Source organism: Streptomyces amritsarensis (assembly GCF_001953875.1).
Classification (GTDB): domain Bacteria; phylum Actinomycetota; class Actinomycetes; order Streptomycetales; family Streptomycetaceae; genus Streptomyces; species Streptomyces amritsarensis.
Genome location: NZ_MQUR01000054.1, coordinates 1 through 22,608, shown reverse-complemented (window position 1 = coordinate 22,608; position 22,608 = coordinate 1). Strand labels below are relative to the sequence as shown.

Annotated in this window: 21 protein-coding genes; 10 read left to right on the top strand and 11 right to left on the bottom strand. The window is 71.2% G+C overall.

Translation table 11 applies throughout. The annotated features are described in order from the left end of the window. Positions 1-118: 118 nt before the first annotated feature. From AVW11_RS21925 to AVW11_RS21895, 7 genes are all read right to left on the bottom strand, one after another. The gene (locus AVW11_RS21925) at positions 119-757 is read right to left on the bottom strand and encodes a hypothetical protein (protein ID WP_076045462.1); all 639 of its coding nucleotides are present in this window, start codon (positions 755-757) and stop codon (positions 119-121) included. 123 nt (positions 758-880) lie between these two features. Then, a complete protein-coding gene (locus AVW11_RS21920) occupies positions 881-1,786 on the bottom strand; it encodes a DMT family protein (protein WP_030844459.1) in 906 nt (301 codons plus the stop codon). A gap of 80 nt (positions 1,787-1,866) precedes the next feature. Further along, positions 1,867-2,958, bottom strand: coding sequence for an LOG family protein (locus AVW11_RS21915; protein ID WP_107277529.1), 1,092 nt, complete (start codon positions 2,956-2,958; stop codon positions 1,867-1,869). A gap of 26 nt (positions 2,959-2,984) precedes the next feature. Continuing rightward, positions 2,985-4,058 (bottom strand): hypothetical protein, encoded by a 1,074-nt coding sequence (locus tag AVW11_RS21910; RefSeq protein WP_076045460.1) that lies wholly within the window; start codon positions 4,056-4,058, stop codon positions 2,985-2,987. After that, a complete protein-coding gene (locus AVW11_RS21905) occupies positions 4,040-4,792 on the bottom strand; it encodes an ABC transporter ATP-binding protein (protein ID WP_060176903.1) in 753 nt (250 codons plus the stop codon). Before AVW11_RS21905 ends, AVW11_RS21910 begins: the two co-directional genes overlap by 19 nt. A 184-nt stretch (positions 4,793-4,976) precedes the next feature. Beyond that, positions 4,977-6,356 carry an aspartate aminotransferase family protein gene (locus AVW11_RS21900; protein WP_173675266.1) on the bottom strand — a complete coding sequence of 460 codons (1,380 nt, stop codon included), beginning with the start codon at positions 6,354-6,356 and terminating at the stop codon, positions 4,977-4,979. Next, on the bottom strand, positions 6,341-6,844 hold the full coding sequence (locus AVW11_RS21895; protein ID WP_007266859.1) for an Lrp/AsnC family transcriptional regulator: 504 nt from the start codon (positions 6,842-6,844) through the stop codon (positions 6,341-6,343). Before AVW11_RS21895 ends, AVW11_RS21900 begins: the two co-directional genes overlap by 16 nt. 169 nt (positions 6,845-7,013) lie before the next feature. On the opposite strand from AVW11_RS21895, the gene AVW11_RS21890 reads away from it, so the two are divergent. Together AVW11_RS21890 and AVW11_RS21885 are read left to right on the top strand one after the other, a co-directional pair. Then, complete coding sequence (locus AVW11_RS21890; protein WP_030844449.1) at positions 7,014-8,453, top strand: gamma-aminobutyraldehyde dehydrogenase; 1,440 nt, start codon at positions 7,014-7,016, stop codon at positions 8,451-8,453. A gap of 244 nt (positions 8,454-8,697) precedes the next feature. Continuing rightward, positions 8,698-9,171 (top strand): hypothetical protein, encoded by a 474-nt coding sequence (locus AVW11_RS21885; RefSeq protein WP_076045458.1) that lies wholly within the window; start codon positions 8,698-8,700, stop codon positions 9,169-9,171. Between the two features lie 70 nt (positions 9,172-9,241). Here the strand turns inward: AVW11_RS21885 and AVW11_RS21880 are convergent, their stop codons facing one another. Beyond that, positions 9,242-9,931, bottom strand: coding sequence for a glycerophosphodiester phosphodiesterase (locus tag AVW11_RS21880; protein WP_060176906.1), 690 nt, complete (start codon positions 9,929-9,931; stop codon positions 9,242-9,244). 21 nt (positions 9,932-9,952) lie between these two features. Continuing rightward, positions 9,953-10,978, bottom strand: a complete 1,026-nt coding sequence (locus AVW11_RS21875; RefSeq protein WP_030844444.1) for an adenosine deaminase — start codon at positions 10,976-10,978, stop codon at positions 9,953-9,955. A 111-nt stretch (positions 10,979-11,089) separates the two neighbouring features. Here AVW11_RS21875 and AVW11_RS21870 point away from each other — a divergent pair, with 111 nt between their 5' ends. Next, entirely contained in the window at positions 11,090-11,761 is a 672-nt protein-coding gene (locus AVW11_RS21870) for a DUF4190 domain-containing protein (protein WP_076045456.1), read from the top strand. On the opposite strand, the gene AVW11_RS21865 is transcribed toward AVW11_RS21870, so the two are convergent. Further along, the gene (locus AVW11_RS21865; protein WP_076045454.1) at positions 11,746-13,347 is read right to left on the bottom strand and encodes a TROVE domain-containing protein; all 1,602 of its coding nucleotides are present in this window, start codon (positions 13,345-13,347) and stop codon (positions 11,746-11,748) included. The two genes, AVW11_RS21870 and AVW11_RS21865, sit on opposite strands and share 16 nt — an antisense overlap. A gap of 475 nt (positions 13,348-13,822) precedes the next feature. Then, positions 13,823-14,410: an NADAR family protein gene (locus AVW11_RS21860; protein ID WP_076045452.1), complete on the bottom strand. Its 588-nt coding sequence runs from the start codon at positions 14,408-14,410 to the stop codon at positions 13,823-13,825. 194 nt (positions 14,411-14,604) lie between these two features. Between AVW11_RS21860 and AVW11_RS21855 the strand changes: the two genes are divergently transcribed. The 7 genes from AVW11_RS21855 to AVW11_RS21825 all read left to right on the top strand — a co-directional run bounded on the left by AVW11_RS21855 (position 14,605) and on the right by AVW11_RS21825 (position 22,439). Next, complete coding sequence (locus AVW11_RS21855) at positions 14,605-16,119, top strand: gamma-aminobutyraldehyde dehydrogenase (RefSeq protein WP_060176910.1); 1,515 nt, start codon at positions 14,605-14,607, stop codon at positions 16,117-16,119. Positions 16,120-16,166: 47 nt separating this feature from the next. Then, positions 16,167-17,417: a polyamine ABC transporter substrate-binding protein gene (locus AVW11_RS21850; protein WP_030844438.1), complete on the top strand. Its 1,251-nt coding sequence runs from the start codon at positions 16,167-16,169 to the stop codon at positions 17,415-17,417. A gap of 77 nt (positions 17,418-17,494) precedes the next feature. Next, positions 17,495-18,643, top strand: a complete 1,149-nt coding sequence (locus tag AVW11_RS21845) for an ABC transporter ATP-binding protein (RefSeq protein WP_030844435.1) — start codon at positions 17,495-17,497, stop codon at positions 18,641-18,643. Next, positions 18,640-19,569 (top strand): ABC transporter permease, encoded by a 930-nt coding sequence (locus tag AVW11_RS21840; RefSeq protein ID WP_076045450.1) that lies wholly within the window; start codon positions 18,640-18,642, stop codon positions 19,567-19,569. Before AVW11_RS21845 ends, AVW11_RS21840 begins: the two co-directional genes overlap by 4 nt. Further along, a complete protein-coding gene (locus tag AVW11_RS21835) occupies positions 19,569-20,375 on the top strand; it encodes an ABC transporter permease (protein WP_030844429.1) in 807 nt (268 codons plus the stop codon). Before AVW11_RS21840 ends, AVW11_RS21835 begins: the two co-directional genes overlap by 1 nt. A 25-nt stretch (positions 20,376-20,400) precedes the next feature. Further along, positions 20,401-21,819 carry an NAD(P)/FAD-dependent oxidoreductase gene (locus tag AVW11_RS21830; RefSeq protein ID WP_076045448.1) on the top strand — a complete coding sequence of 473 codons (1,419 nt, stop codon included), beginning with the start codon at positions 20,401-20,403 and terminating at the stop codon, positions 21,817-21,819. A 155-nt stretch (positions 21,820-21,974) separates the two neighbouring features. Beyond that, positions 21,975-22,439 (top strand): hypothetical protein, encoded by a 465-nt coding sequence (locus tag AVW11_RS21825; protein WP_030844426.1) that lies wholly within the window; start codon positions 21,975-21,977, stop codon positions 22,437-22,439. Positions 22,440-22,608: the final 169 nt, after the last annotated feature.

The window sequence follows — 22,608 nt, the reverse complement described above, 5'->3', positions numbered from 1 at the left end:
TCCCTCGGCTGTTGATCCCCGTCGCCCCCCGGGTACCCCCGGGCCTCCCCTGTCCCCAGCATGCACGCGGGACCGGGAGGCCGCCTGCCGGAGCACGGACCGCCAGGTCAGGAGTGGTTCAGGGCCGGCCGGAGCCGTCCGCGGACGCGCTGGTGCGCCGGACCCGCAGAATGTAGAGGCTGATCACCAAAGCCCACGCCGGGAACAGCAGCTCGGACCAGGGCACCCCGGCGCCCACCACGATCAGGAACAGGCCGACGAGGGTGCCCAGCATGGCCAGGGGCCGGGGGAGGACACCGAGCGTCCGCCCGATCATCGAGGTCGCGAGGACGAAGACCGCCGCCATGCGCATCGCGTACGTCGCGAGCAGGGTGTAGGCGTAGTGGCGGCCGAAGTCGGAGGGTGCCTGCTCGTTCAGCACGGTGCCGGCCGCCGCGGCGGCGGCGAACAGCGTGGCCACGAAGACGAAGCCGCTGCCGAGGAACACCGTGGCGATGAACCGGTCCTCGGCCTCGCCGGTGTGCGCGCGGAGGGCGCCCATGAACCAGAGGAAGAAGATCCCGGCGAAGGGCACGATCTGCAGGGCCAGCTGGACCGCCCAGCGGCGGTCCTGGTCGATGGTCGCGGCGGCGGCGGCGTCGCCGGCCGGGACGGAGATCCGCATCAGGACGATCGCCGCAGCGAGGAGCAGGGCGAAGGCGACCCCGGCCAGACCGGCAGCGCGCGGTGTCTTGAGCGGATCGGTCGTGGGATCCATGAACCCCTCGCTCTCTCCCCCCGGTCCAGCAAGCGACAGCCGTGGCCGCGCCACCACCGGGGGCGGCCGACCGGGTGAGGGAGCGGGGCGCCGCCGCCCCGCGCCGCCCGGCCGGCCCTGCGGTCAGCCGACCGGTTGCGGTACCGGCGCCGGGGCTTCCGCCTCGGCGCCCTCGTGCTTGCCGTACCAGGCCACCGCCACCGCGCCGGTCACGGCCATGACGAAGCCGAGGACCGCGAGCCAGGCCAGGCCGGGGCGCGAGGCGTCGCCGAGCCAGAGCACTCCGATCGCGCCGGGGAGCACCGTCTCGCCGACCACGAGGGCCGCCGTCGCCCCGTTCACCGAGCCGATCTGCAGGGCCACGGTGTGCAGGTACATGCCGCCGATGCCGGCCAGCAGGATGGCGTAGAGGGCCGGGTCGGTGAGGAGGGTGCCGAGGTCGAACGGGTCGACGCCGTCCAGGATGCGCACACCCACGCCGAGGGCGCCGAAGCCCAGGCCGGACAGCAGACCCGCCAGGATCGCGGCGCCGCCGCCGAGGAGGCGGACGGCCACCGTGCCGCCCACCATCAGCAGCGCGGTGATCCCCAGCAGCCACCAGTGCGTGGACATGGGCGCATGGTGGCCGCCCTCGTGGCCGGCCGCCGTCGCCAGCAGGACGAGCGCGGTGCAGACGACACCGATGGAGGTCCATTCCTTGCGGGTCAGCCGGATGCCGAGCATCTTCACGCTGAGCACGGCCGTGATGACCAGGTTGGCGCTGATCACCGTCTGGGAGAGGAAGAGCGGAAGGAGGCGGGCGGCCAGGGCGCCGAGCCCGAAGCCGACGAAGTCCAGGATGGTGCCGACGATGAACTCCCACGTCATCGCCGCCTTCGCGGTGGACGACAGGTTGGGGCCGCCGTGGGCGGTCACCCCGGCGGCCGCCGGGGACATCCGGGCGGCGCGGCGGGATCCGACGGCTTGCAGCACGGAGCCCGTGCCGTAGCAGATGGATGCCGCGACAGCGGTCAGCAGGCCTATGAGCACCGATGGCTCCGTTCACGTCTGGCAGGTTGTGCGGTACCTCTGCCAGACGTGGGAATCGGCCCGGAAGTTGCCTCCGGAGCTCAGCTCATCGAAGCGAGCACCCCGGGGACCTCGTCCACCGAGTCCACGAGCGCGATCCGCGACTCCATCGCCCGCCCCCGGGCCAGCGCCCGCAGCAGGGGCCAGGCCGGGAGGTCCTCGGTCCAGTGGCTGCGGCCGACCAGCACCATCGGGGCCGCCTCGCCCCGGGACCCGTAGTAGTTCGGCGTCGCGTGGTCGAATATCTCCTGGACGGTGCCGGCAGCCCCGGGCAGGAACACCACGCCCGCGGAGGACCGGGCCAGCAGCCCGTCCTCCCGGACGGCGTTCGCGAAGAACTTCGCGATGTGCGCCGCGAAGGCGTTCGGCGGCTCGTGCCCGTAGAACCAGGTGGGGATGCCCACCGAATCGCCGCCGCCGGGCCAGCGGTCCCGTACGGCGAAGGCCGCGCGCGCCCAGTCGGACACCGACGGCTCGAAGGACGGGGCCTTGGCCAGCAGCTCCAGGGCCTCGTCGAGGGCGTCGTCCGGGGCCGGCGCCAGGTGGGCGCCGAGGTGGGCGGCCTCCATCGCGCCGGGTCCGCCGCCCGTGGCCACGGTCAGTCCGGACCGGGTCAGCGCCCGGCCGAGCTCCGCGGCACCGCGGTAGTCCGCGCTGCACCGGGACACGGCGTGGCCGCCCATCACCCCCACCACGCGGGCGGTGGCGAGGTGCTCGTCGAGGGCGTCGGAGACGGCGTCGTCGTGGACGGAGCGCAGCATCGAGGAGAAGACGTCGCCGTCGGTCTCGGTCTCCCGGAACCAGGCGTACGTCTCGGCGTCCGGGGTGGCCTCGTAGCCGTCGGGCAGCCCTTCGAAGAGCTCCTCCGGCGTGTACAGCAGGCCCCGGTACGGGTTGAAGGGCAGGTCGGGGACGGGCGGGAAGACCAGTGCGCCGTCCGCGCGGACCTTCGCCGAGGCATCGGGCTCCATCGCGCAGCCCAGGAAGACGGCCGCCGAGGTGTCGGCGGCCAGCAGCGCGAAGGTCCGCTCCAGCAGGTTGACCGACTGGATCCGGTAGCCGCTGAGCGAGCCGCGTGCCACGGCCTGGTCGAATGCGGCGAGCGTCTCGATCTCGATGTCTGCGTTGACCATTCGGCCCACCCTAAGGGCTGTACGCCTCAGCGGGTCAGCGCCAGCGACGTCAGCTGTGCCACACCCCAGCTGAGCGGTACGCACACGGCCGCGAGCGCGGCGGCCCGCACCCCCGCGGCCGTCCGCAGGACCCTTGCGGGAGCGGCCAGATCGAGCATGGCCCGGCGTCCGGGGGACTCGGACCGGCGGGTCTCCACCGCCGATGTGAGAAGGGTCGCGGCGGCGCACAGGGCCACCAGGGCGGCGGCCGGCCAGGCCAGCGGACCGAGCGGTACGTGCAGCCCGCCCCGGTCCCGCAGGGCGAAGGCGGTCAGGGCCCCCGCGGCCACGGAGCACAGCACGCCCAGCGGCGGCCCGATCCGGGAGGCCTGCTCCTGCAGGGACCGCCCGGCCAGCAGCCGCAGCGCGCCCGGGCGGACGGCCTGGACCAGGCTTCCGCAGGCGTAGGCCAGACCCGGCCCGGTGAGGGCGAGCCCGACGGCGGTCAGCGTCCAGCCGGCGAGGACCCCGCCGCCGTCCCGGCCGGCGTAGGCCTCGGTGGCGAGCCCGCAGGCGGTCAGCGTGATGCCCCAGGGCAGGGCGGTCTGCGGAGCCAGCGGCCGGTGCGGACGCAGCGCGAGGACGGTGGCGGCCGAAGCGGTCAGCGGTACGAGGGCCAGCAGGGTCAGGGCGGCCGCCACGGGCAGCGGCTGCTCGGCATGGAGCAGCCGGGCGCCGGAGCCGTCGAACGGCAGGCCGGCGACGTCCCCGCGGAGGTGCAGGAAGAGGGCCAGTGCCAGGGCGCTGCCCAGGGCGCACGCGACGGCCGTGGAGATCGCGGCGGCCAGCGCCAGGCGTACGGGTCCCAGCCCGGCGGCGTCCAGCCCCTCGCGGGGCCGGGTGGCGGGGTCGGCCCGGGCGACGGCGACGGCGAAGTGGACCGTCGCGGCGAGCGGGACCAAGGCCCACAGCAGGCGCGGGAACGATCCGGCAGGCCGGGCCACGGCTCCGGCGAGCACGTACAGCAGCAGGAAGCCGGTCCCGGCGGAGGCCGCGGCGACGAGCAGCCGCCGCAGCTGGACGAGGGGCCGGGAGCCGCGGGCTAGGCGGAGAGCGAGCACGCTGCCTGGCCCTCCGGGGTGTCGGGGAGGGGGGAGGCGCCGTTCACCGCGAGGCGGCCGTCGACCAGGGCCAGGCGGCGGTCCGCGGCGGCGGCGGTGGCCTCGTCGTCGGTGGCCAGCAGCACGGTGATCTCGTGGGAGCGGGCCGCGGTGGTCAGCGTCCGCAGCAGCAGGGCCCGGTCGGCCCGGTGCAGCGGGGCGGTGGGCTCGTCGGCGTAGATCACCGAGGGCACGTTGACCAGGGCCCGGGCCAGGGCGACGCGCTGGCACTCGGCGCGGGTCAGGGAGGCGGGACGCTTGCGGGCGAAGGCGCCGATGTCGAGGCGGTCGAGCCATTCGCAGGCGGCGTGCTTGGCGCTGCGGTGGGAGGCCCCGGCGAGCAGCAGCGGCAGGGCGGCGTTCTCCCAGACCTTCAGCTCGGGCAGCAGCTGCGGTTCGGGACCGAGCCAGCCGAAGCGGTCGCGGCGCAGCCGCTCACGGGCCAGGTCTCCCATGGTGTGGACGGGGACGCTGTTGAACCAGACCTCGCCCTCGCAGGGGCGCAGCTGCCCGGACAGGCAGCGCAGCAGGGTGGTCTTGCCGCTGCCGCGGGGGCCGGTCAGGGCCACGATCTCGCCCTGGCGGACTCCGAGGGAGACGCCGACGAGGGCGGGGGCACCGTCGTGCGCGTGGTGCAGGGACCGCGCCCAGAGCACGTCGTTGTCCGGCGGGGCATTCTCCGGTGGGGCCACCATGGCGTACACCTCCGTCCGAGGGAACGAAACGGAGCCCTTTCGGTCACTGGCGCCGCAATGAGATGTAAAGAGATGAACCGCTTGAATGCTGACAGCACACGGCCCGGACCCCCGCGTTCTCACTCGAACGGAGGATCCGGGCCGTGTGTTCGCCCTGTCGTGCCGCGGACCGTCTACTGACCGGTCAGAGCTTGGTCCAGGCCTCGGTGAGCACCGAGCGCAGGATGCCTTCGATCTCGTCGAAGGTGCCCTGGTCCGCGGTCAGCGGCGGCGCCAGCTGGATGACCGGGTCGCCGCGGTCGTCGGCCCGGCAGTACAGGCCGTTCTCGAAGAGGGCCTTGGAGAGGAAGCCGTAGAGCACGCGCTCGGTCTCCTCGTCCGTGAAGGACTCCTTGGTGACCTTGTCCTTGACGAGCTCGATGCCGTAGAAGTAGCCGTTGCCGCGGACGTCGCCGACGATCGGCAGGTCGTGCAGCTTCTGCAGCGTCTGGAGGAAGGCGCCCTCGTTGTCCAGCACGTGCTGGTTGAGGCCTTCCTTGTCGAAGATGTCGAGGTTGGCCAGGGCCACCGCGGAGGACACCGGGTGTCCGCCGAAGGTGTACCCGTGCAGGAAGGTGTTGTCGCCCTTGTAGAACGGCTCGGCGATGCGGTCCGAGACGATGCAGGCGCCGATCGGGGAGTAGCCCGAGGTCATGCCCTTGGCGCAGGTGATCATGTCCGGTACGTAGCCGAACTTGTCGCAGGCGAACATCGTGCCGAGGCGGCCGAAGGCGCAGATCGTCTCGTCGGAGACGAGGAGCACGTCGTACTCGTCGCAGATCTCGCGGACCCGCTGGAAGTAGCCGGGCGGCGGCGGGAAGCAGCCGCCGGCGTTCTGCACCGGCTCCAGGAAGACGGCTGCGACGGTGTCGGCGCCCTCGAAGAGGATCTGCTGCTCGATCTGGTCGGCGCACCAGCGGCCGAAGGCCTCGGGGTCGTCGCCGTAGATCGGGGCGCGGTAGATGTTGGTGTTCGGCACCTTGTGCGCGCCGGGCACCAGCGGCTCGAACGGAGCCTTCAGGGCCGGCAGGCCCGTGATCGACAGGGCGCCCTGCGGGGTGCCGTGGTAGGCGACCGCACGCGAGATGACCTTGTACTTGGTGGGCTTGCCCTGCAGCTTGAAGTACTGCTTGGCGAGCTTCCAGGCGGTCTCGACGGCCTCGCCGCCGCCGGTGGTGAAGAAGACCTTGTTCAGGTCGCCCGGGGCGTAGTTCGCCAGGCGCTCGGCGAGCTCCACGGCCATCGGGTGGGCGTAGGACCACACGGGGAAGAAGGCCAGCTGCTGCGCCTGCTTGTAGGCGACCTCGGCCAGCTCCTTGCGGCCGTGACCGGCGTTGACCACGAACAGGCCGGCGAGACCGTCCAGGTAGCGCTTGCCCTTGTCGTCGAAGATGTAGGTGCCCTCACCGCGGACGATGGTGGGGACGGGGGAGTTCTCGTAGGACGACATGCGGGTGAAGTGCATCCACAAGTGGTCGTACGCGGTCTTGGACAGGTCCTGGGTCACGGTTATCGGGTTCCCCACATGTAGGTCTGCTTCTTCAGCTTCAGGTAAACGAAGCTTTCGGTGGATCGCACGCCGGGGAGCGTGCGGATCTTCTTGTTGATCGTTTCCAGCAGGTGGTCGTCGTCCTCGCAGACGATCTCCACCATCAGGTCGAACGAGCCGGCGGTCATCACCACGTACTCGCACTCGGCCATCGCGGTCAGCGCGTCGGCCACCGGGTCGAGGTCGCCCTCGACGTTGATGCCGACCATGGCCTGGCGCCGCAGGCCCACGGTGAGCGGGTCGGTGACGGCGACGATCTGCATGACGCCCTGGTCGAGCAGCTTCTGTACGCGTTGGCGTACGGCAGCCTCGGACAGGCCTACGGCCTTGCCGATCGATGCATAGGGACGGCGACCGTCCTCCTGCAGTTGCTCGATGATCGCCAGGGACACAGCATCGACCGAAGGGGACGGTTGTCTGTTCCTGGAATCTGCGCTTCGACTGACCACGACCTCACTGTGCACGAGGGTCGTCTGTTCCGCAAGGCGGAATCGATGAAATTCGTTGTTTGAAGACTCCGATCTCACCGATTTCGTAGGTGGTGGCGTCCGGGTCTGTCGAAAGCCTCCGCCGAGCGGCTAGGCTTTGGTAAACGTCTCAATCGTTGGACATGTGATCAGGAGTGTGGCTGTAGTGACCACCGAACTGCGTCGTCTGCGCAACTACATCGGCGGGGAGTTCAAGGACGCCGCCGACGGGCGGACCACCGAGGTGGTCAACCCGGCCACCGGCGAGGTGTACGCGACCGCCCCGCTCTCGGGCCAGGCCGATGTCGACGCCGCCATGGCCGCTGCCGCGGCCGCGTTCCCGGGCTGGCGCGACACCACCCCCGCCGAGCGCCAGAAGGCGCTGCTGAAGATCGCGGACGCCTTCGAGGCGCGCGCGGACGAGCTCGTCGCCGCCGAGTCGGAGAACACCGGCAAGCCGCTGGGCCTCACGGCCAGCGAGGAGCTGCCCCCGATGGTGGACCAGATCCGCTTCTTCGCGGGTGCGGCCCGCCTGCTCGAGGGTCGCTCGGCCGGCGAGTACATGGACGGGATGACCTCGATCATCCGTCGTGAGCCGGTCGGCGTATGCGCCCAGGTCGCGCCGTGGAACTACCCGATGATGATGGCGGTGTGGAAGTTCGCCCCGGCCATCGCGGCGGGCAACACGGTCGTGCTCAAGCCGTCCGACACCACCCCGGCCTCCACCGTCCTGATGGCGGAGATCATCGACTCGGTGCTGCCCAAGGGCGTCTTCAACGTCATCTGCGGCGACCGCGAGACCGGCCGGGCCATGGTCGAGCACTCGACCCCGGCGATGGCCTCCATCACCGGCTCGGTGCGCGCCGGCATGCAGGTCGCCGAGAGCGCCTCCAAGGACGTCAAGCGCGTCCACCTGGAGCTCGGCGGCAAGGCCCCGGTCGTCGTCTTCGAGGACGCCGACATCCCCAAGGCCGTCGAGGACATCGCGGTCGCCGGCTACTTCAACGCCGGCCAGGACTGCACCGCAGCCACCCGGGTGCTCGTGCACGAGTCGATCCACGACGAGTTCGTGGCCGCCCTCGCCAAGGCCGCCGCCGACACCAAGACCGGCGCGCCGGACGACGAGGACGTGCTCTACGGCCCGCTGAACAACCCCAACCAGCTGAAGCAGGTCGCCGGCTTCATCGAGCGCCTCCCCGCCCACGCCAAGGTCGAGGCGGGTGGCCACCAGGTCGGCGAGAAGGGCTACTTCTACGCCCCGACCGTGGTCTCCGGCCTCAAGCAGGACGACGAGATCATCCAGAACGAGGTCTTCGGCCCCGTCATCACCGTCCAGTCCTTCACGGACGAGTCCCAGGCCCTGGAGTACGCCAACGGCGTCGAGTTCGCCCTGGCCTCCTCCGTGTGGACCAAGGACCACGGCCGCGCGATGCGCATGTCGAAGAACCTCGACTTCGGCTGCGTGTGGATCAACACCCACATCCCGCTCGTCGCCGAGATGCCGCACGGCGGCTTCAAGAAGTCCGGCTACGGCAAGGACCTCTCCGCCTACGGCTTCGAGGACTACACCCGCATCAAGCACGTGATGACCTCGCTCGACGGCTGATCGGCCGCATCGATCACAGCAGGGCTTCGCAGGGGCGGGCAGGGGACGACATGTCTGCTGCCCGCCCTTCGGCGTTCGCGGCGGCTGTGGCCTTCGCCCTCTCCGACTGGCCGCTCTGCATCGACACCGGCGAGCGGACCGGCATCGAGGTGATCGTCGGACTTTGATCACGGTCAGGACACGGAATTGAACACGTTCAGCCTATTGGCTGAACGTGTTCAGAAACCTGCGTAGGCTTCCTTCCATGAGCGAGAGAAGCGCCCTTGAGCGCCGGATCCGGGCCTGGTTGATCCTCTTCGTCGTCTGCCTCGTACTCAGCGGTCTCACGGCCTTCCCCCTGGTCACCGAGCTCCGCTGGAGCAACGCGCTGATCGACAACGCATGGCTGCGGCGCGTGGGCGACGGGCTGGACCGGGCCGATGCGCAATACCCCTTCCTCCTGTACGGGACCGACTGGCTCGCCTTCGCCCACCTGGTGATCGCCGTCTTCTTCTACGGCGTGTACCGCGACCCCGTGCGCAACATCTGGATCATCGAAGCCGGCATGATCGCCTGCGCCGGAGTGATCCCCCTGGCCCTGATCTGCGGCCCCATCCGCGGCATCCCCTTCTGGTGGAGCGTCATCGACATCTCGTTCGGCGTCTTCGGGGTGATTCCCCTCCTGATCCTGCGCCGCATGATCAAGCGACTGGAGACCGAGGCCGCCGCTACCTCGTGAAGGCCGCGATGACGATGCCGAGGGCCACCCCGTTCCCGTCCCGGCCCTCGGCGTCCGCCCGGCGCGGGTATCACCGGCCGAACTCGGCCCGCACGGCCGTCAGCGCGTCCACCCTGTTCGTGGTGATCGCGTCGGCCCCCGCCGCGACGAGCCGCTTCATCGTGCGCCGGGTGTCGGCGGTCCACGCCGACACCAGCAGGCCGTCCCGATGCAGGGCGTCCACCAGCTCCCGGCTCACCAGCCCGAAGCGGTAGTTGAGCCAGCGCGGCGCCACCGCGTCGATCAGGACCCGCCGGGGCGGTGACAGCGTCGTCCAGGTCAGCGCGATCTCCGCGCCGGGATCGGCGGCGCGGAGCACCAGCATCGAGCCCGGTCCCGCGCAGTAGAACGTACGCTCCCGCGCCCCGCACTCGCGGACCAGGCCCACGACCGTGCGGACCGCCTCCGGCGTGGCGCCCGGGAGGTCGAGCATCAGACGGCCCGCCCCGGCCGCCGTCAGCGCGTCGCGCAGCGTCGGAACGGCGCCCTGCGTCAGCTCCTTGAGCTGTGCCGCGGAGATCTCGTCGAGCCGCACGTCGTGGCTCCACAGCCGCTGGAGCGACTCGTCGTGGAGGAGGACCGGCACCCCGTCACGGGTCAGCCGTACGTCGACCTCGACCGCGTCCGCCCCGCGGGCGAAGGCGGAACGGATCGAGGGCAGGGTGTTCTCACGGACGCGGTAGGGGTCTCCGCGGTGGCCGATGGCAGTCAAGGTGCGCATGGCCCCATTCTCGGGGCGACTTCAGCGCGCGAGCCATTGCGTGGTGTACGTGTCGATCTCCGCGTTGAGCTTCGCCTTGCCGTCCGGGTCCAGGAAGGAGGCCTCGACGGCGTTCTTGGCGAGCTGCGCGAGCCCGCGCTCGTCGAGGTCGAGGAGACGCGCCGCGACCGCGTACTCGTTGTTGAGGTCGGAGCCGAACATCGGCGGGTCGTCGCTGTTGATGGTGACGAGCACGCCCGCGGCGACCATCTCCTTGACCGGGTGGCGGTCCAGGTCGGTCACCGCGCGGGTGGCGATGTTCGACGTCGGGCAGACCTCCAGCGCGATGCGGTGCTCGGCGAGGTACGCGAGCAGCTCCGGGTCCTTGACGGAGCTCGTGCCGTGGCCGATGCGTTCGGCGCCCAGGTCGCGGATGGCGTCCCACACGGTCTCCGGGCCGGTGGTCTCGCCCGCGTGCGGCACGCTGTGCAGGCCGGCGGCCCGCGCCGCGTCGAAGTACGGCTTGAACTGCGGGCGCGGGACGCCGATCTCGGGCCCGCCCAGGCCGAAGGAGACCAGGCCCTCGGGGCGCAGGTCGACGGCGAGCCGCGCGGTCTCGGCCGCGGCCTCCAGACCGGCCTCGCCGGGGATGTCGAAGCACCAGCGCAGAATGACGCCCAGTTCCTTCTCGGCGGCCCTGCGGGCGTCCTCGATGGCCTCCATGAAGGCCTTCTCGTCGATGCCGCGGCGGGTGGAGGAGTACGGGGTGATGGTCAGCTCGGCGTAGCGGATGTTCTGCCGGGCCATGTCGCGGGCGACCTCGAAGGTCAGCAGCCGCACGTCCTCGGGGGTGCGGACGAGGTCGACGACCGACAGGTAGACCTCGATGAAGTGGGCGAAGTCCGTGAAGGTGAAGTAGTCGGCGAGGGCCTCGGGATCGGTGGGGACCGCCGAGTCGGGGTGCCGGGAGGCGAGCTCGGCCACGATGCGCGGGGAGGCGGAGCCGACGTGGTGGACGTGGAGTTCGGCCTTGGGCAGCCCCGCGATGAAGGGGTGCAGGTCGGTCATGGGGGGTTGCCTCCGGGGGACGGGGTGCGGGCAGGTCGCCTTCATCGTAGGCACGGCCGTGACTGTCGGTCGCAGCGCTTAGCATGGCCGTACGAGAGAGGGGGGCTCCGTATGAACGACAGCAGTCCCGAGCCGAGGGACCCGTGGGCGCCGCCGGAGCGGCCGCCGGTGGACCTGGGCAAACCACAGGGCACGCAGGGCACGCAGGGCGTGTCGGGCCCGCCGTCCGCGCACGACCAGCCGACGCTCGCCGGGATGCCGGGCGACGGGACGGCCCCCGCAGCGCCGGGCCCCGGCGCGGCCGCGCCGTCCCCGGCCGGTCCGGCCCCCGCGGCGTACGGCTACCCGGCGGACCGGCCCGGCTACGGATACCCCGGCGACCCGGCATACCCGTATCCCGGCTATCCCGGATATCCCACCCAGCAGGGATACCCGTTCCCCGGCGCGTATCCGCCGTACGGGCGCGCGCCCAGCAACGGCTTCGGCATCACCGCGCTCGTCCTCGGGATCCTCGCGGTCGTCGGATGCATCACCAGCTTCATAGCGGTCGCGCTCGGGATCGGGGCCGTCGTCTTCGGCGCCCTGGGCAGGGGCAAGGCCAACCGCGGCGAGGCCGACAACGGCGGCATGGCCCTGGCCGGCATCATCCTGGGTGCGATCGGCATCGCCCTGGGCCTCCTGATGCTGGTGGCCATGTTCGCCCCGTTCCTCGACGGGGGATGGGACGACGGCCCGCGCCACGAGAGCCCGTATTCGGACTCACGGCTTCACGAACGGGTCTGAAGCCACGGCCAGTCGGCGTCCCGGCCCCCCTCGATCAGCGACACCATCCGGAATGCCGCGTCCGTGAGCCCGCCGAAGGTGTGCCGGTTCGAGGAGCCGGAGGGCGCGTGCCCCACCCGGTAGCCGGCCAGGTTCCAGGTGTAGACGGGCACGCCGGACGGCACGTGCTCCGTCGGGTCCCCGCCGTAGCCGTACGAGGCCGCCTGCTCGTCCGTCACGATCAGCACCCGGTCGTGGTCCCGGTAGTGCTTCTTCACGGCCTCGGCCGTGCAGGTGCCGCCGAGGTCCCCGAACCGTTCGAGCACCTTCAGTACGGACTCGCCGCGGCGGTGGGGGACCGCCTCGCTGGTCGTGCCGAACTGCACGAGGTCGGCGTGCTCGGCCCGCAGCGCCAGCGCCGCGCCGAAGACGGCCGCGGCGTCGGCCCGGTTGAGCCGGGAGCGGTCCGACAGCGGGGACCACATCGAGCCGGAGCGGTCGACGAGCACCAGTGTGCGGCCGGGCAGCGCCGGTACGTTGGCCAGCGAGTGGCCCAGCGCCTGCTCCAGCGGGTACGCCCAGCGCAGCGAGGGCGCGTGCTGGTAGGCGGCCAGGTAGCGGAAGGGGAACTGCCGCGACCGGGCCACGACCTCCGGGTCGGAGATCTTCGCCGCGACCTGCGCGGCCACCGCGTCCGACACCCCGGCCTCGTCGAAGTTGCGCAGGTTGCGCAGCAGCGCCATCGCGCCCATGGACGGGATGACCGCCTCCCAGGCGGCCGCGTCCAGCGGTCCCTGCAGCCAGCCGGCCAGCGCCTCCCAGGTCATGCCCGCCGCCGCGAGCCGCTCCGCGCCGCCCGGGCCGACGACGGCACCTCGCCGCTGGGAGACCGGCAGCTCCATCAGCGCCCGGTGCGCGGCGAGGGTGCGGTTGCCCGCCGGAACCTGCGCGCTGTGCGGGTTGTGCCTGCGGTCCAGGGCGTAGCGGAACAGCTCGCCCTGCCACGGCTTGTCCGGGTCGGGGGAGGCGTGCACGAGGTTGAGGACGTCGCCGAAGCGGTAGGCCTTGGAGTCGGTGTCGTACTTCAGCAGCGAGGTGCCGGAGTAGAGCCTGCGCACGGCGTCGGCGATCCCGCGCTTGACGGGCTTGGGCACGGCTCGGCCGTACGTGGCCGTCCAGTAGGCGAGCAGTTCGCCCGGCTCGTCGGCGCGCCGCAGGACGCAGTCCACGACCCGGCGGTTCGAGGGGCCTTCGGTGGCGCCCGCGTCGAGCCGGGCCTTCACGTACTCGGCGGCGCCGACGAGGGAGGCGGTGCGCATGTTCGCATCCCCGCGCAGCCAGCCCAGCAGGCCGGCCGTCCATACCGGATCCTCGACCGCGAGGGTGCGCACGAGCGCGGCGAAACGGTCGTCGCGCGCCTCGCCGCTCTCGTAAGCGGTGCGCTGCGTAACGAAGTTGGCGACGGCCAGCAGGAACAGCTCGGAGCGCGGGTCGCGCAGGCGGCCCGGGCCGCCCTCGGCGGTGCGGGCCCTTCCGGTGGAGCGCACCGGCGAAGTGGGCGCGGTGGGCGCCGACTTGACGAGCGCGCGCAGGTTGAAGCGAGCCATGGGAATCCCCCCGAATTCGATGGAAGCGGGGGAGGCGTCGCGTGGGGGATGCCCGAGATCGGGAGTCGGCGGCGGACTTTTTGCCCGGCGAGCTTCCTCACTGCTCCACCGGCCCGTTCCTTGCGGGTGACGGGCCGGGCGGGATTCGAACCCACGACCTCCGGGTTGGCGGAAGTAACCGTCGCCTGCGCACCGGGCATCCCCCACGCGGCCTCCCGAGATCAAGGTGGCGGCGGCCTGGGAATCTCTGCGAAAGAAGGAGCCGCAGCCTGCGCACCGGGAGGTGCGTGACAAAAGGTGTCCAGAGAACAAGGCCGGCGAAACCACATGGTGCTCTGCCGACTGAGCTACACCGGCCTGAAGCCGGTGACGGGACTCGAACCCGCGGCCACCCGATCTGGAGTCGAAGTAGGTCTCGCCTTCGCACCTGGACGAGGAACACGTTAGGCGGCGCCCTTCCGGCTCCGCCAGCCAATTACGCCCGGCCCGGACCGTCCCCGCCGCCAGCGGCCTCGCCGCCTTCGCGCAGCTGCTTGCGGGCCTCCATCAGGGCGAAGCCCAGCAGGTTCAGCCCGCGCCAGCGGGCGGGGTCCAGGGCGCGCTCGTCATCGGCCGCCAGCCCGATGCCCCAGATCCGGTCCATCGGGCTCGCCTCCACCAGCACCCGGTCCGCGGTGCCCAGCAGGTAGGCGCGCAGCGCCGGGTCGGAGCCGAACTTGTGCAGGCTGCCCTCCACGACCAGGGCGAACCGCTCCCGCTCCCACGTCGCGTTGTCGAAGCCGCGCACGAGCCGGCCGGCCTTCTTCGCCTCGGCCGGGGTCTTCGCCTCCAGTGCGGCGCGCTCGCCCTCGGGGTCCCCGAACAGCCGGGCCTTGCCGGCCATCATCCAGTGTTCGGCCGTGGCATAACGGACGTCACCGACAGTGAAGGCGGACGGCCACCACTGGCTCAGGCAGCTCGGACCGAGCTTGCCGTCGGGCCGCGGCCGGTGCCCCCAGAACGGCAGGTACTTCACCCGCTCACCGCGGCTGACCTGCTTGATCAGGTCGTCGATCATCTCCATGCACGCGAGTGTGACACCCGCCACTGACACTTCGTACCGGATTTTCGGCGTGCCTCGACACATGGTCGACCGATTCCGTCGCGTAATCAAAAGGCAACAACGGAATCACTTGGCCGAGGGCACCACCTCTGTCAGGATCGGCACTCAATTCGAGCTGTAGCTCGAACTGTAGCTACGGAGAGCGTGAGAGCGTGATGGGCAACCGCTTCCAGGTCAAGGACCGCTTCGCAGACGGCGCGCAGTACATCGACGGACAGCTCCGGGCCGGAACCTCCGGACGGTCACACACCGTGGTCGATCCGGCCACCGGCGAGGAGGTCCTGACCTACGAGCTGGCGAGCACCGCGGACGTCGACGAGGCCGTCGCCGCCGCCGGGCGCGCCTTCCCGGCCTGGTCCGGGGCCACCCCCGGCGAGCGGTCGGACGCCCTGCACCGGCTGGCCGCCGTACTGGCCGAGCAGGCCGAGGACTTCGCCTACGCCGAGTCCCTCCAGTGCGGCAAGCCGATCAAGCTGTCGAGCGAGTTCGACGTACCCGGCACCATCGACAACACCGCGTTCTTCGCGGGCGCCGCCCGGCACCTCCAGGGGCAGGCCGCCGCCGAATACTCGGGCGACCACACCTCGTACGTACGCCGCGAGGCGATCGGCGTCGTCGGCTCCATCGCCCCCTGGAACTACCCGCTCCAGATGGCCGCCTGGAAGATCCTCCCGGCGATCGCGGCGGGCAACACCATCGTGCTCAAGCCCGCCGAGCTGACCCCGCTGACGTCCCTGATGTTCGCCCAGGCGGCCAAGGACGCGGGCCTGCCCGACGGCGTGATCAACATCGTCACCGGCGCCGGCCGCGACGCGGGCGAGCACCTGGTGGGCCACCCCGACGTGGTGATGACCTCCTTCACCGGCTCCACCGCCGTCGGCAAGCGGGTCGCGGAGATCGCCACCGCCACCGTCAAGCGCCTGCACCTCGAGCTCGGCGGCAAGGCACCCTTCCTCGTCTTCGACGACGCCGACCTGGAAGCCGCCGCGCACGGCGCCGTCGCCGCCTCCCTGATCAACACCGGGCAGGACTGCACCGCCGCCACCCGCGCCTACGTGCAGCGCCCCCTGCACGACGCCTTCGTCGCCCGGGTCGCCGCGCTGATGGAGACCGTCCGCCTCGGCGACCCCTTCGCGCCGGGCACCGACCTGGGCCCGCTGGTCTCGCACGCCCAGCGCGACCGCGTCGCCGGCTTCGTCGAGCGCGCCCGCGGCTACGCCACCGTCGTCACCGGCGGCGAGATCCCGGGCGGCGACCTCGCCGACGGGGCGTACTACCGGCCCACCCTCATCAGCGGGGCCGCCCAGGACAGCGAGGTGGTCCAGTCGGAGATCTTCGGCCCCGTCCTCGTGGTCCTGCCCTTCGACACCGACGACGAGGGCATCGCGCTGGCCAACGACACCCCGTACGGACTCGCCGCCTCCGCCTGGAGCCGCGACGTCTACCGGGCGAACCGCGCCACCCGCGAGATCAAGGCGGGCTGCGTGTGGGTCAACGACCACATCCCGATCATCAGCGAGATGCCCCACGGGGGCTACAAGGCCAGCGGCTTCGGAAAGGACATGTCCGCCTACTCCTTCGAGGAGTACACGCAGGTCAAGCACGTGATGTACGACAACACCGCGGTAGCCGCGAAGGACTGGCACCGCACGATCTTCGGGGACCGATAGCCGACCACCGCCCGACCGGCGGTACACCTCCCGAAAGGCCTCTTCGCATGGAGCAGTTCGAGCCCGACCGCCTCTCCGCGGCACAACTCGCCGCGATGCGGCGCAGCCTCACCAGCGGGCGCGGCGCCCTCACCCGCCGCTCGCTGCTGCGCGCCTCCGGAGTCGGAGCGCTCACCCTCGCAGGCGCGTCCACCCTCGCCGGGTGCGGAATCCCGCCCGCCAAGCGCGAGGGCGGCGCGGCCGCGGCCTCCGACGACCACTCGGACCGGGAAAAGGAGATCATCTTCTCCAACTGGACCGAGTACATGGACACCAGCGAGGACGAGAAGTCCCGTCCCACCTTGGACGAGTTCGCCAAGCGGACCGGGATCAAGGTCAAGTACACCGAGGACATCAACGACAACGTCGAGTTCTTCGGCAAGATCAAACCGCAGCTCGCGGCCGGCCAGGACACCGGCCGCGACCTGATCGTCGTCACCGACTGGCTCGCGGCGCGCATCATCCGCCTCGGCTGGGCCCAGAAGCTCGACCCCGCGCACCTGCCGCACGCCTACGCCAACCTGTCCCCGCAGTTCCGCAGCCCCGACTGGGACCCGGGCCGCGCGTACAGCTACCCCTGGACCGGCATCTCCACCGTCATCGCCTACAACGAGAAGGCGACGGACGGCAAGAAGGTCGACTCCGTCACCCAGATGCTCGACGACCCCTCCCTCAAGGGCCGCGTCGGCTTCCTGACGGAGATGCGCGACAGCGTCGGCATGACCATGCTCGACCAGGGCAAGAACCCCTCCTCCTTCACGGACGCGGACTTCGACGAGGCGATAGGCCGGCTCCAGAAGGGCGTGGACAAGAACCAGATCCGCCGCTTCACGGGCAACGACTACACCTCCGACCTCGACAAGGGCGACCTCGCGGCCTGCCTCGCCTGGGCGGGCGACGTCATCCAGCTCCAGGCCGGCAACCCGGACATCAAGTTCGCGATCCCCGCCGCCGGCTACATCACCTCCAGCGACAACCTGCTGGTCCCCGCCAAGGCCCGGCACAAGGCCAACGCGGAACGGCTCATCGACTACTACTACGAGCTCCCCGTCGCCGCCCAGCTCGCCGCGTACATCAGCTACGTGTGCCCCGTCGAGGGCGTGGGCGAAGAGCTCGCCAAGATCGACCCCGAGCTCGCGGAGAACACCCTGATCGTCCCGGACAAGGCGATGACCGCCAAGTCCCACGCCTTCCGCTCCCTCACCGGCGAGGAAGAGACGGCGTACGAGGAGAAGTTCGCCAAGCTCATCGGCGCCTGACGCCCGCCCGACGCGCCGGCGGCCGCCCCGGCCCTCCCTCCTTGACCTCTCCGCCCACCCAACCCCGGGACCCCTCCATGACTGACAAGACCGAAGGCGGCGACGTCCGCCTCTCCGGGATCAGCAAGCACTACGGCACCTTCACCGCCGTGCACCCGCTGGACCTCACCGTCCCCCAGGGCTCCTTCTTCGCCCTGCTCGGCGCTTCCGGCTGCGGCAAGACCACCACCCTGCGCATGATCGCGGGGCTGGAGGAGCCCTCCACCGGCACGGTCCACCTCGGCGACCGGGAGGTCACCCACCTGCCGCCCTACAAGCGCCCGGTCAACACGGTCTTCCAGAGCTACGCGCTCTTCCCGCACCTGAGCATCTTCGAGAACATCGCCTTCGGCCTGCGCCGCCGCGGCATCAAGTCCGTCAAGAAGCAGGTCGAGGAGATGCTGGAGCTGGTCCAGCTCGGCCAGTTCGCCCAGCGCAAGCCGCACCAGCTCTCCGGCGGCCAGCAGCAGCGCGTCGCCGTCGCCCGGGCCCTGATCAACCACCCGCAGGTGCTGCTGCTCGACGAGCCCCTCGGCGCCCTCGACCTCAAGCTGCGCCGCCAGATGCAACTGGAGCTCAAGCGGATCCAGACCGAGGTCGGCATCACCTTCGTGCACGTCACGCACGACCAGGAGGAGGCCATGACCATGGCCGACACGGTCGCCGTGATGAACGGCGGGCGCGTCGAGCAGCTGGGCGCCCCCGCCGAGCTCTACGAGAACCCGCGGACCACCTTCGTCGCCAACTTCCTCGGCACCTCCAACCTCATCGAGGCCTCGGTGGAGTCCGCCGGATCCGACGTCGTCGTCTCGGCCTCCGGCACCACCCTGCGGCTGCCCGCCACCCGGTGTTCGACCACGCCCCGGGCCGGCGGGAAGCTGCTCGTCGGTGTCCGCCCGGAGAAGGTGTCCCTCGTCCCGGCCGAGGAGGAGAACGCCATCGCGGCCGGCCGTAACAAGATCACCGGCCGGATAGCCGCCTCCTCCTTCATCGGGGTGTCCACCCAGTTCGTCGTCGACAGCCCGGTCTGCGCCGAGCTGGAGGTCTACGTCCAGAACATCGAGCGCGACGCCCGCCTGGTGCCGGGCGCCGAGGTGGTACTGCACTGGAACCCGGAGCACACCTTCGGACTCGACGCGGCCCAGGACATGGAAGCGGGCATCGAGACGGTCGAGGAGAGCGCGTGACCGCCACCGCCGCGCCGCCCCAGGCGCCCGCCCCCGCCGGACCCCCGGTCCACAAGCCGTCCGTGCGCAAGCGGCTGGTCCCGTACTGGCTGCTGCTGCCCGGGATCCTGTGGCTGCTGGTCTTCTTCGTCCTGCCGATGGTCTACCAGGCCTCCACCTCGGTGCAGACCGGCTCCCTCGAAGAGGGCTTCGAGGTCACCTGGCACTTCCGGACGTACTGGGACGCCCTCACCGAGTACCTGCCGCAGTTCCTGCGCTCCCTGCTGTACGCCGGCACCGCCACCGCGCTGTGCCTGCTGCTCGGGTACCCGCTGGCCTACCTGATCGCCTTCAAGGCGGGCCGCTGGCGGGGCCTGCTCCTGGTCCTGGTCATCGCCCCGTTCTTCACCAGCTTCCTGATCCGCACGCTGGCCTGGAAGACGATCCTGGCCGACGGCGGACCGGTGGTGGGCGCCCTCAACGCGGTCGGCTTCCTCGACGTGACCAGCTGGCTGGGCATGACCGAGGGGGACCGGGTGCTGGCCACGCCGCTCGCGGTCGTCTGCGGCCTGACGTACAACTTCCTCCCCTTCATGATCCTGCCGCTGTACTCCTCCCTGGAGCGCATCGACACCCGCCTCCACGAGGCGGCCGGGGACCTCTACGCCCGCCCCGCCACGGTCTTCCGGAAGGTCACCTTCCCGCTCTCCATGCCGGGCGTGGTCTCCGGGACCCTGCTCACCTTCATCCCGGCGAGCGGCGACTACGTCAACGCCGAGCTGCTCGGCTCCACGGACACCCGGATGATCGGCAACGTCATCCAGTCGCAGTACCTGCGGATCCTCGACTACCCGACGGCGGCCGCGCTGTCCTTCATTCTCATGGCCATCGTGCTGATCATGGTCACCATCTACATCCGCCGAGCGGGGACGGAGGACCTGGTCTGATGCGCACCCCCCTCACCTGGCTGCGGCGCAACCTGGTCGTGATCGCGGGCCTCGGCACGCTCGCGTACATGATCCTGCCGAACGTCGTCGTCACCGTCTTCTCCTTCAACAACCCCTCCGGGCGCTTCAACTACGCCTGGCAGGAGTTCTCGCTCGACGCGTGGAAGGACCCCTGCGGAGTCGCCGACATGTGCGGCTCCCTCGGCCTCTCGCTCCAGATCGCCCTGTGGTCGACGCTCGCGGCGACCGCCCTGGGCACGGCGATAGCCTTCGCGCTGGTGCGCTACCGGTTCCGGGCGCGCGGCGCCGTCAACTCGCTGATCTTCCTGCCCATGGCCATGCCGGAGATCGTGATGGCGGCCTCGCTGCTCGCGCTCTTCCTCAACATGGGCATCCAGCTGGGCTTCTGGACGATCCTGATCGCCCACATCATGTTCTGCCTCAGCTTCGTCGTCGCCGCGGTCAAGGCCCGCGTCCTGTCCATGGACCCGCGGCTGGAGGAGGCCGCCCGGGACCTCTACGCGGGCCCGGTGCAGACCTTCCTGCGGGTGACCCTGCCCATCGCCGCACCCGGTATCGCGGCGGGCGCGCTGCTCTCCTTCGCGCTCTCGTTCGACGACTTCATCATCACCAACTTCAACTCGGGCAACACCGTCACCTTCCCCATGTTCGTGTGGGGCTCGGCGCAGCGCGGCACGCCCGTCCAGATCAACGTCATCGGCACGGCGATGTTCGTCATCGCGGTGCTGGTGGTCCTCGCCGGCCAGATGGTCGGCAACCGCCGCAAGAAGGCACAACCGAAGTAATCAGTTCCGTAGGGAGTTGGAAGCCATGGCCCCAGTCGCCATGCGTAGTGTTGCGAAATCCCTTTCCGAAGCGAAGCCGGTCTCGTACTGGCTGGACGACCCCGGCAAGCCCGCCCCGCAGCCGGCGCTCACCTCCGACGAGCGCTGCGACCTGCTGGTCGTCGGCGGCGGCTACAGCGGCCTGTGGACCGCGCTGCTCGCCAAGGAGCGCGACCCCGAGCGGGACGTCGTACTGATCGAGAGCAGGGAGGCGGGCTGGGCCGCCTCCGGCCGCAACGGCGGCTTCTGCGCCGCCTCCCTCACCCACGGCCTGGGCAACGGCATCGCCCGCTGGCCCGGTGAGCTGGCGAAACTGGAGGAACTGGGCGCCCGCAACCTCGACGCCATCGAGGAGGCCGTCGCCCGCTACGGCATCGACTGCGACTTCGAGCGGACCGGCGAGATCGACGTCGCCACCGAACCGCACCAGGTCGAGGAACTGCGCGAACTCCACGAGGAGGCACTGCGCCTCGGCCTGGCCGGGGGCTCCGAATGGCTCGACCGCGACGCCGTGCGCGCCGAGGTCGACTCCCCGACCTTCCTCGCGGGCCTCTGGGACCGCGACGGCGTCGCCATGCTCAACCCGGCCAAGCTGGCCTGGGGCCTCAAGCAGGCCTGCCTGGACCTCGGGGTGCGGATCTACGAGAACACCCGCGGCCTGAAGCTCGCCGGGGCGGGGCGCGGGATGACCGTGCAGACCCCCTACGGCACGATCCTCGCCCGCCGGGTCGCCCTGGGCACCAACATCTTCCCCTCGCTGGTCCGCCGGATCCGCCCCCTCACCGTCCCCGTCTACGACTACGCCCTGATGAGCGAGCCGCTGGACGAGGCCCAGCTGGCGTCCATCGGCTGGAAGAACCGCCAGGGCCTGGGCGACAGCGCCAACCAGTTCCACTACTTCCGGATCACCAAGGACCACCGGATCCTGTGGGGCGGCTACGACGCGATCTACCCGTACCGCGGCAGGCTCGACTCCGAGTACGACCACCGCCCCGAGACCTACCTCCGGCTCGCGGAGCACTTCTTCACCGCCTTCCCCCAGCTGGAGGGGCTGAAGTTCAGCCACGCCTGGGGCGGCGCGATCGACACCTGCTCGCGCTTCTCCGCCTTCTTCGGGACGGCGCACTCCGGCAAGGTGGCGTACGCGGCCGGCTACACCGGCCTCGGGGTGGGCGCCACCCGCTTCGGCGCGGAGGTCATGCTCGACCTGCTCGACGGGCTCTCCACCGAGCGCACCCGGCTGGAGATGGTGAAGTCCAAGCCGATGCCCTTCCCGCCCGAGCCGTTCGCCTGGACCGGGATCGCGCTCACCAAGTGGTCGCTGGCCCGCGCGGACGCCCGGGGCGGGCACCGGAACCTGTGGCTGAAGGCGATGGACAAGCTCGGCCTCGGCTTCGACAGCTGAGCACGCCCCGCACCGCCCCCGCGCCCGGCGCACACCACCAAGCGCCGTGTGACCCGATTCACCACCACGGGGTGGGGAAACCCGCGTCATAGCCGCGCCCGGCCCCGCTCTGTGCGGGTGAGGACACCTCACCTACACGGAACGGAGGCCGGGCGATGACGACCCCGGGGGAGAAGACCGCGGTGGACTGGCTCGTGTCGGCGGCGCCGGACCCCGGTGCCTGCCGGCGGGCATGGGAGCGCGACCCCCTCGGGGTGGCCCTGCTGCCCGCGGGGCGGCTCTGGGACGTGCTGGTCCTGCCGGGGGAGCTGGGGCAGGCCACCCTCGACGTGCTCGGGCCGCTCGCCGGCCGGCCCGGCCCGGTGCTCGCCGACTTCGGAGCATCGCGGCTGGGCTTCTTCGTGCCCCCGGGCACCGCCTCCCACTGGGTCGGCACGGGCGTACGGGGGGTCGGACGCGGGGCGTGGATCGTGGTCCCCTACCCGGGCCGGGCGACCGGGGGAGTGCGCTGGGCGGTGCTCCCGGACGGGGAGGGCACCCTCACGGACCCGGTCCTGCTGGAACTCGCCATGCACGAGGCGGCCGCCCGCGCGGCGGTGGGGGAGGCCCGGAACCCTTGACAAGAGGATTGGTCTGGACCATCTTGGGCGCCGCTGGTCCCGTTCCGCCGACCTGACTCCATCCCCCCATGTTCCGGAGGCAGTTGTGCGCAGAGCCTGGTCCCTCCTCACGGCCGCCGCCCTCGCGGCGGCCGGCTTCCTCGCCGCGGGCCCGCCGGCCGCGGCCGCC

Excerpts from the sequence above, each read along its gene's own strand:
- AVW11_RS21925 (WP_076045462.1), bottom strand. The coding sequence starts at position 757 with ATGGATCCCACGACCGATCCGCTCAAGACACCGCGCGCTGCCGGTCTG.
- AVW11_RS21915 (WP_107277529.1), bottom strand. The coding sequence starts at position 2,958 with ATGGTCAACGCAGACATCGAGATCGAGACGCTCGCCGCATTCGACCAG.
- AVW11_RS21905 (WP_060176903.1), bottom strand. The coding sequence starts at position 4,792 with ATGGTGGCCCCACCGGAGAATGCCCCGCCGGACAACGACGTGCTCTGG.
- AVW11_RS21885 (WP_076045458.1), top strand. The coding sequence starts at position 8,698 with ATGAGCGAGAGAAGCGCCCTTGAGCGCCGGATCCGGGCCTGGTTGATC.
- AVW11_RS21880 (WP_060176906.1), bottom strand. The coding sequence starts at position 9,931 with ATGCGCACCTTGACTGCCATCGGCCACCGCGGAGACCCCTACCGCGTC.
- AVW11_RS21875 (WP_030844444.1), bottom strand. The coding sequence starts at position 10,978 with ATGACCGACCTGCACCCCTTCATCGCGGGGCTGCCCAAGGCCGAACTC.
- AVW11_RS21870 (WP_076045456.1), top strand. The coding sequence starts at position 11,090 with ATGAACGACAGCAGTCCCGAGCCGAGGGACCCGTGGGCGCCGCCGGAG.
- AVW11_RS21865 (WP_076045454.1), bottom strand. The coding sequence starts at position 13,347 with ATGGCTCGCTTCAACCTGCGCGCGCTCGTCAAGTCGGCGCCCACCGCG.
- AVW11_RS21860 (WP_076045452.1), bottom strand. The coding sequence starts at position 14,410 with ATGGAGATGATCGACGACCTGATCAAGCAGGTCAGCCGCGGTGAGCGG.
- AVW11_RS21855 (WP_060176910.1), top strand. The coding sequence starts at position 14,605 with ATGGGCAACCGCTTCCAGGTCAAGGACCGCTTCGCAGACGGCGCGCAG.
- AVW11_RS21850 (WP_030844438.1), top strand. The coding sequence starts at position 16,167 with ATGGAGCAGTTCGAGCCCGACCGCCTCTCCGCGGCACAACTCGCCGCG.
- AVW11_RS21845 (WP_030844435.1), top strand. The coding sequence starts at position 17,495 with ATGACTGACAAGACCGAAGGCGGCGACGTCCGCCTCTCCGGGATCAGC.
- AVW11_RS21835 (WP_030844429.1), top strand. The coding sequence starts at position 19,569 with ATGCGCACCCCCCTCACCTGGCTGCGGCGCAACCTGGTCGTGATCGCG.
- AVW11_RS21830 (WP_076045448.1), top strand. The coding sequence starts at position 20,401 with ATGGCCCCAGTCGCCATGCGTAGTGTTGCGAAATCCCTTTCCGAAGCG.
- AVW11_RS21825 (WP_030844426.1), top strand. The coding sequence starts at position 21,975 with ATGACGACCCCGGGGGAGAAGACCGCGGTGGACTGGCTCGTGTCGGCG.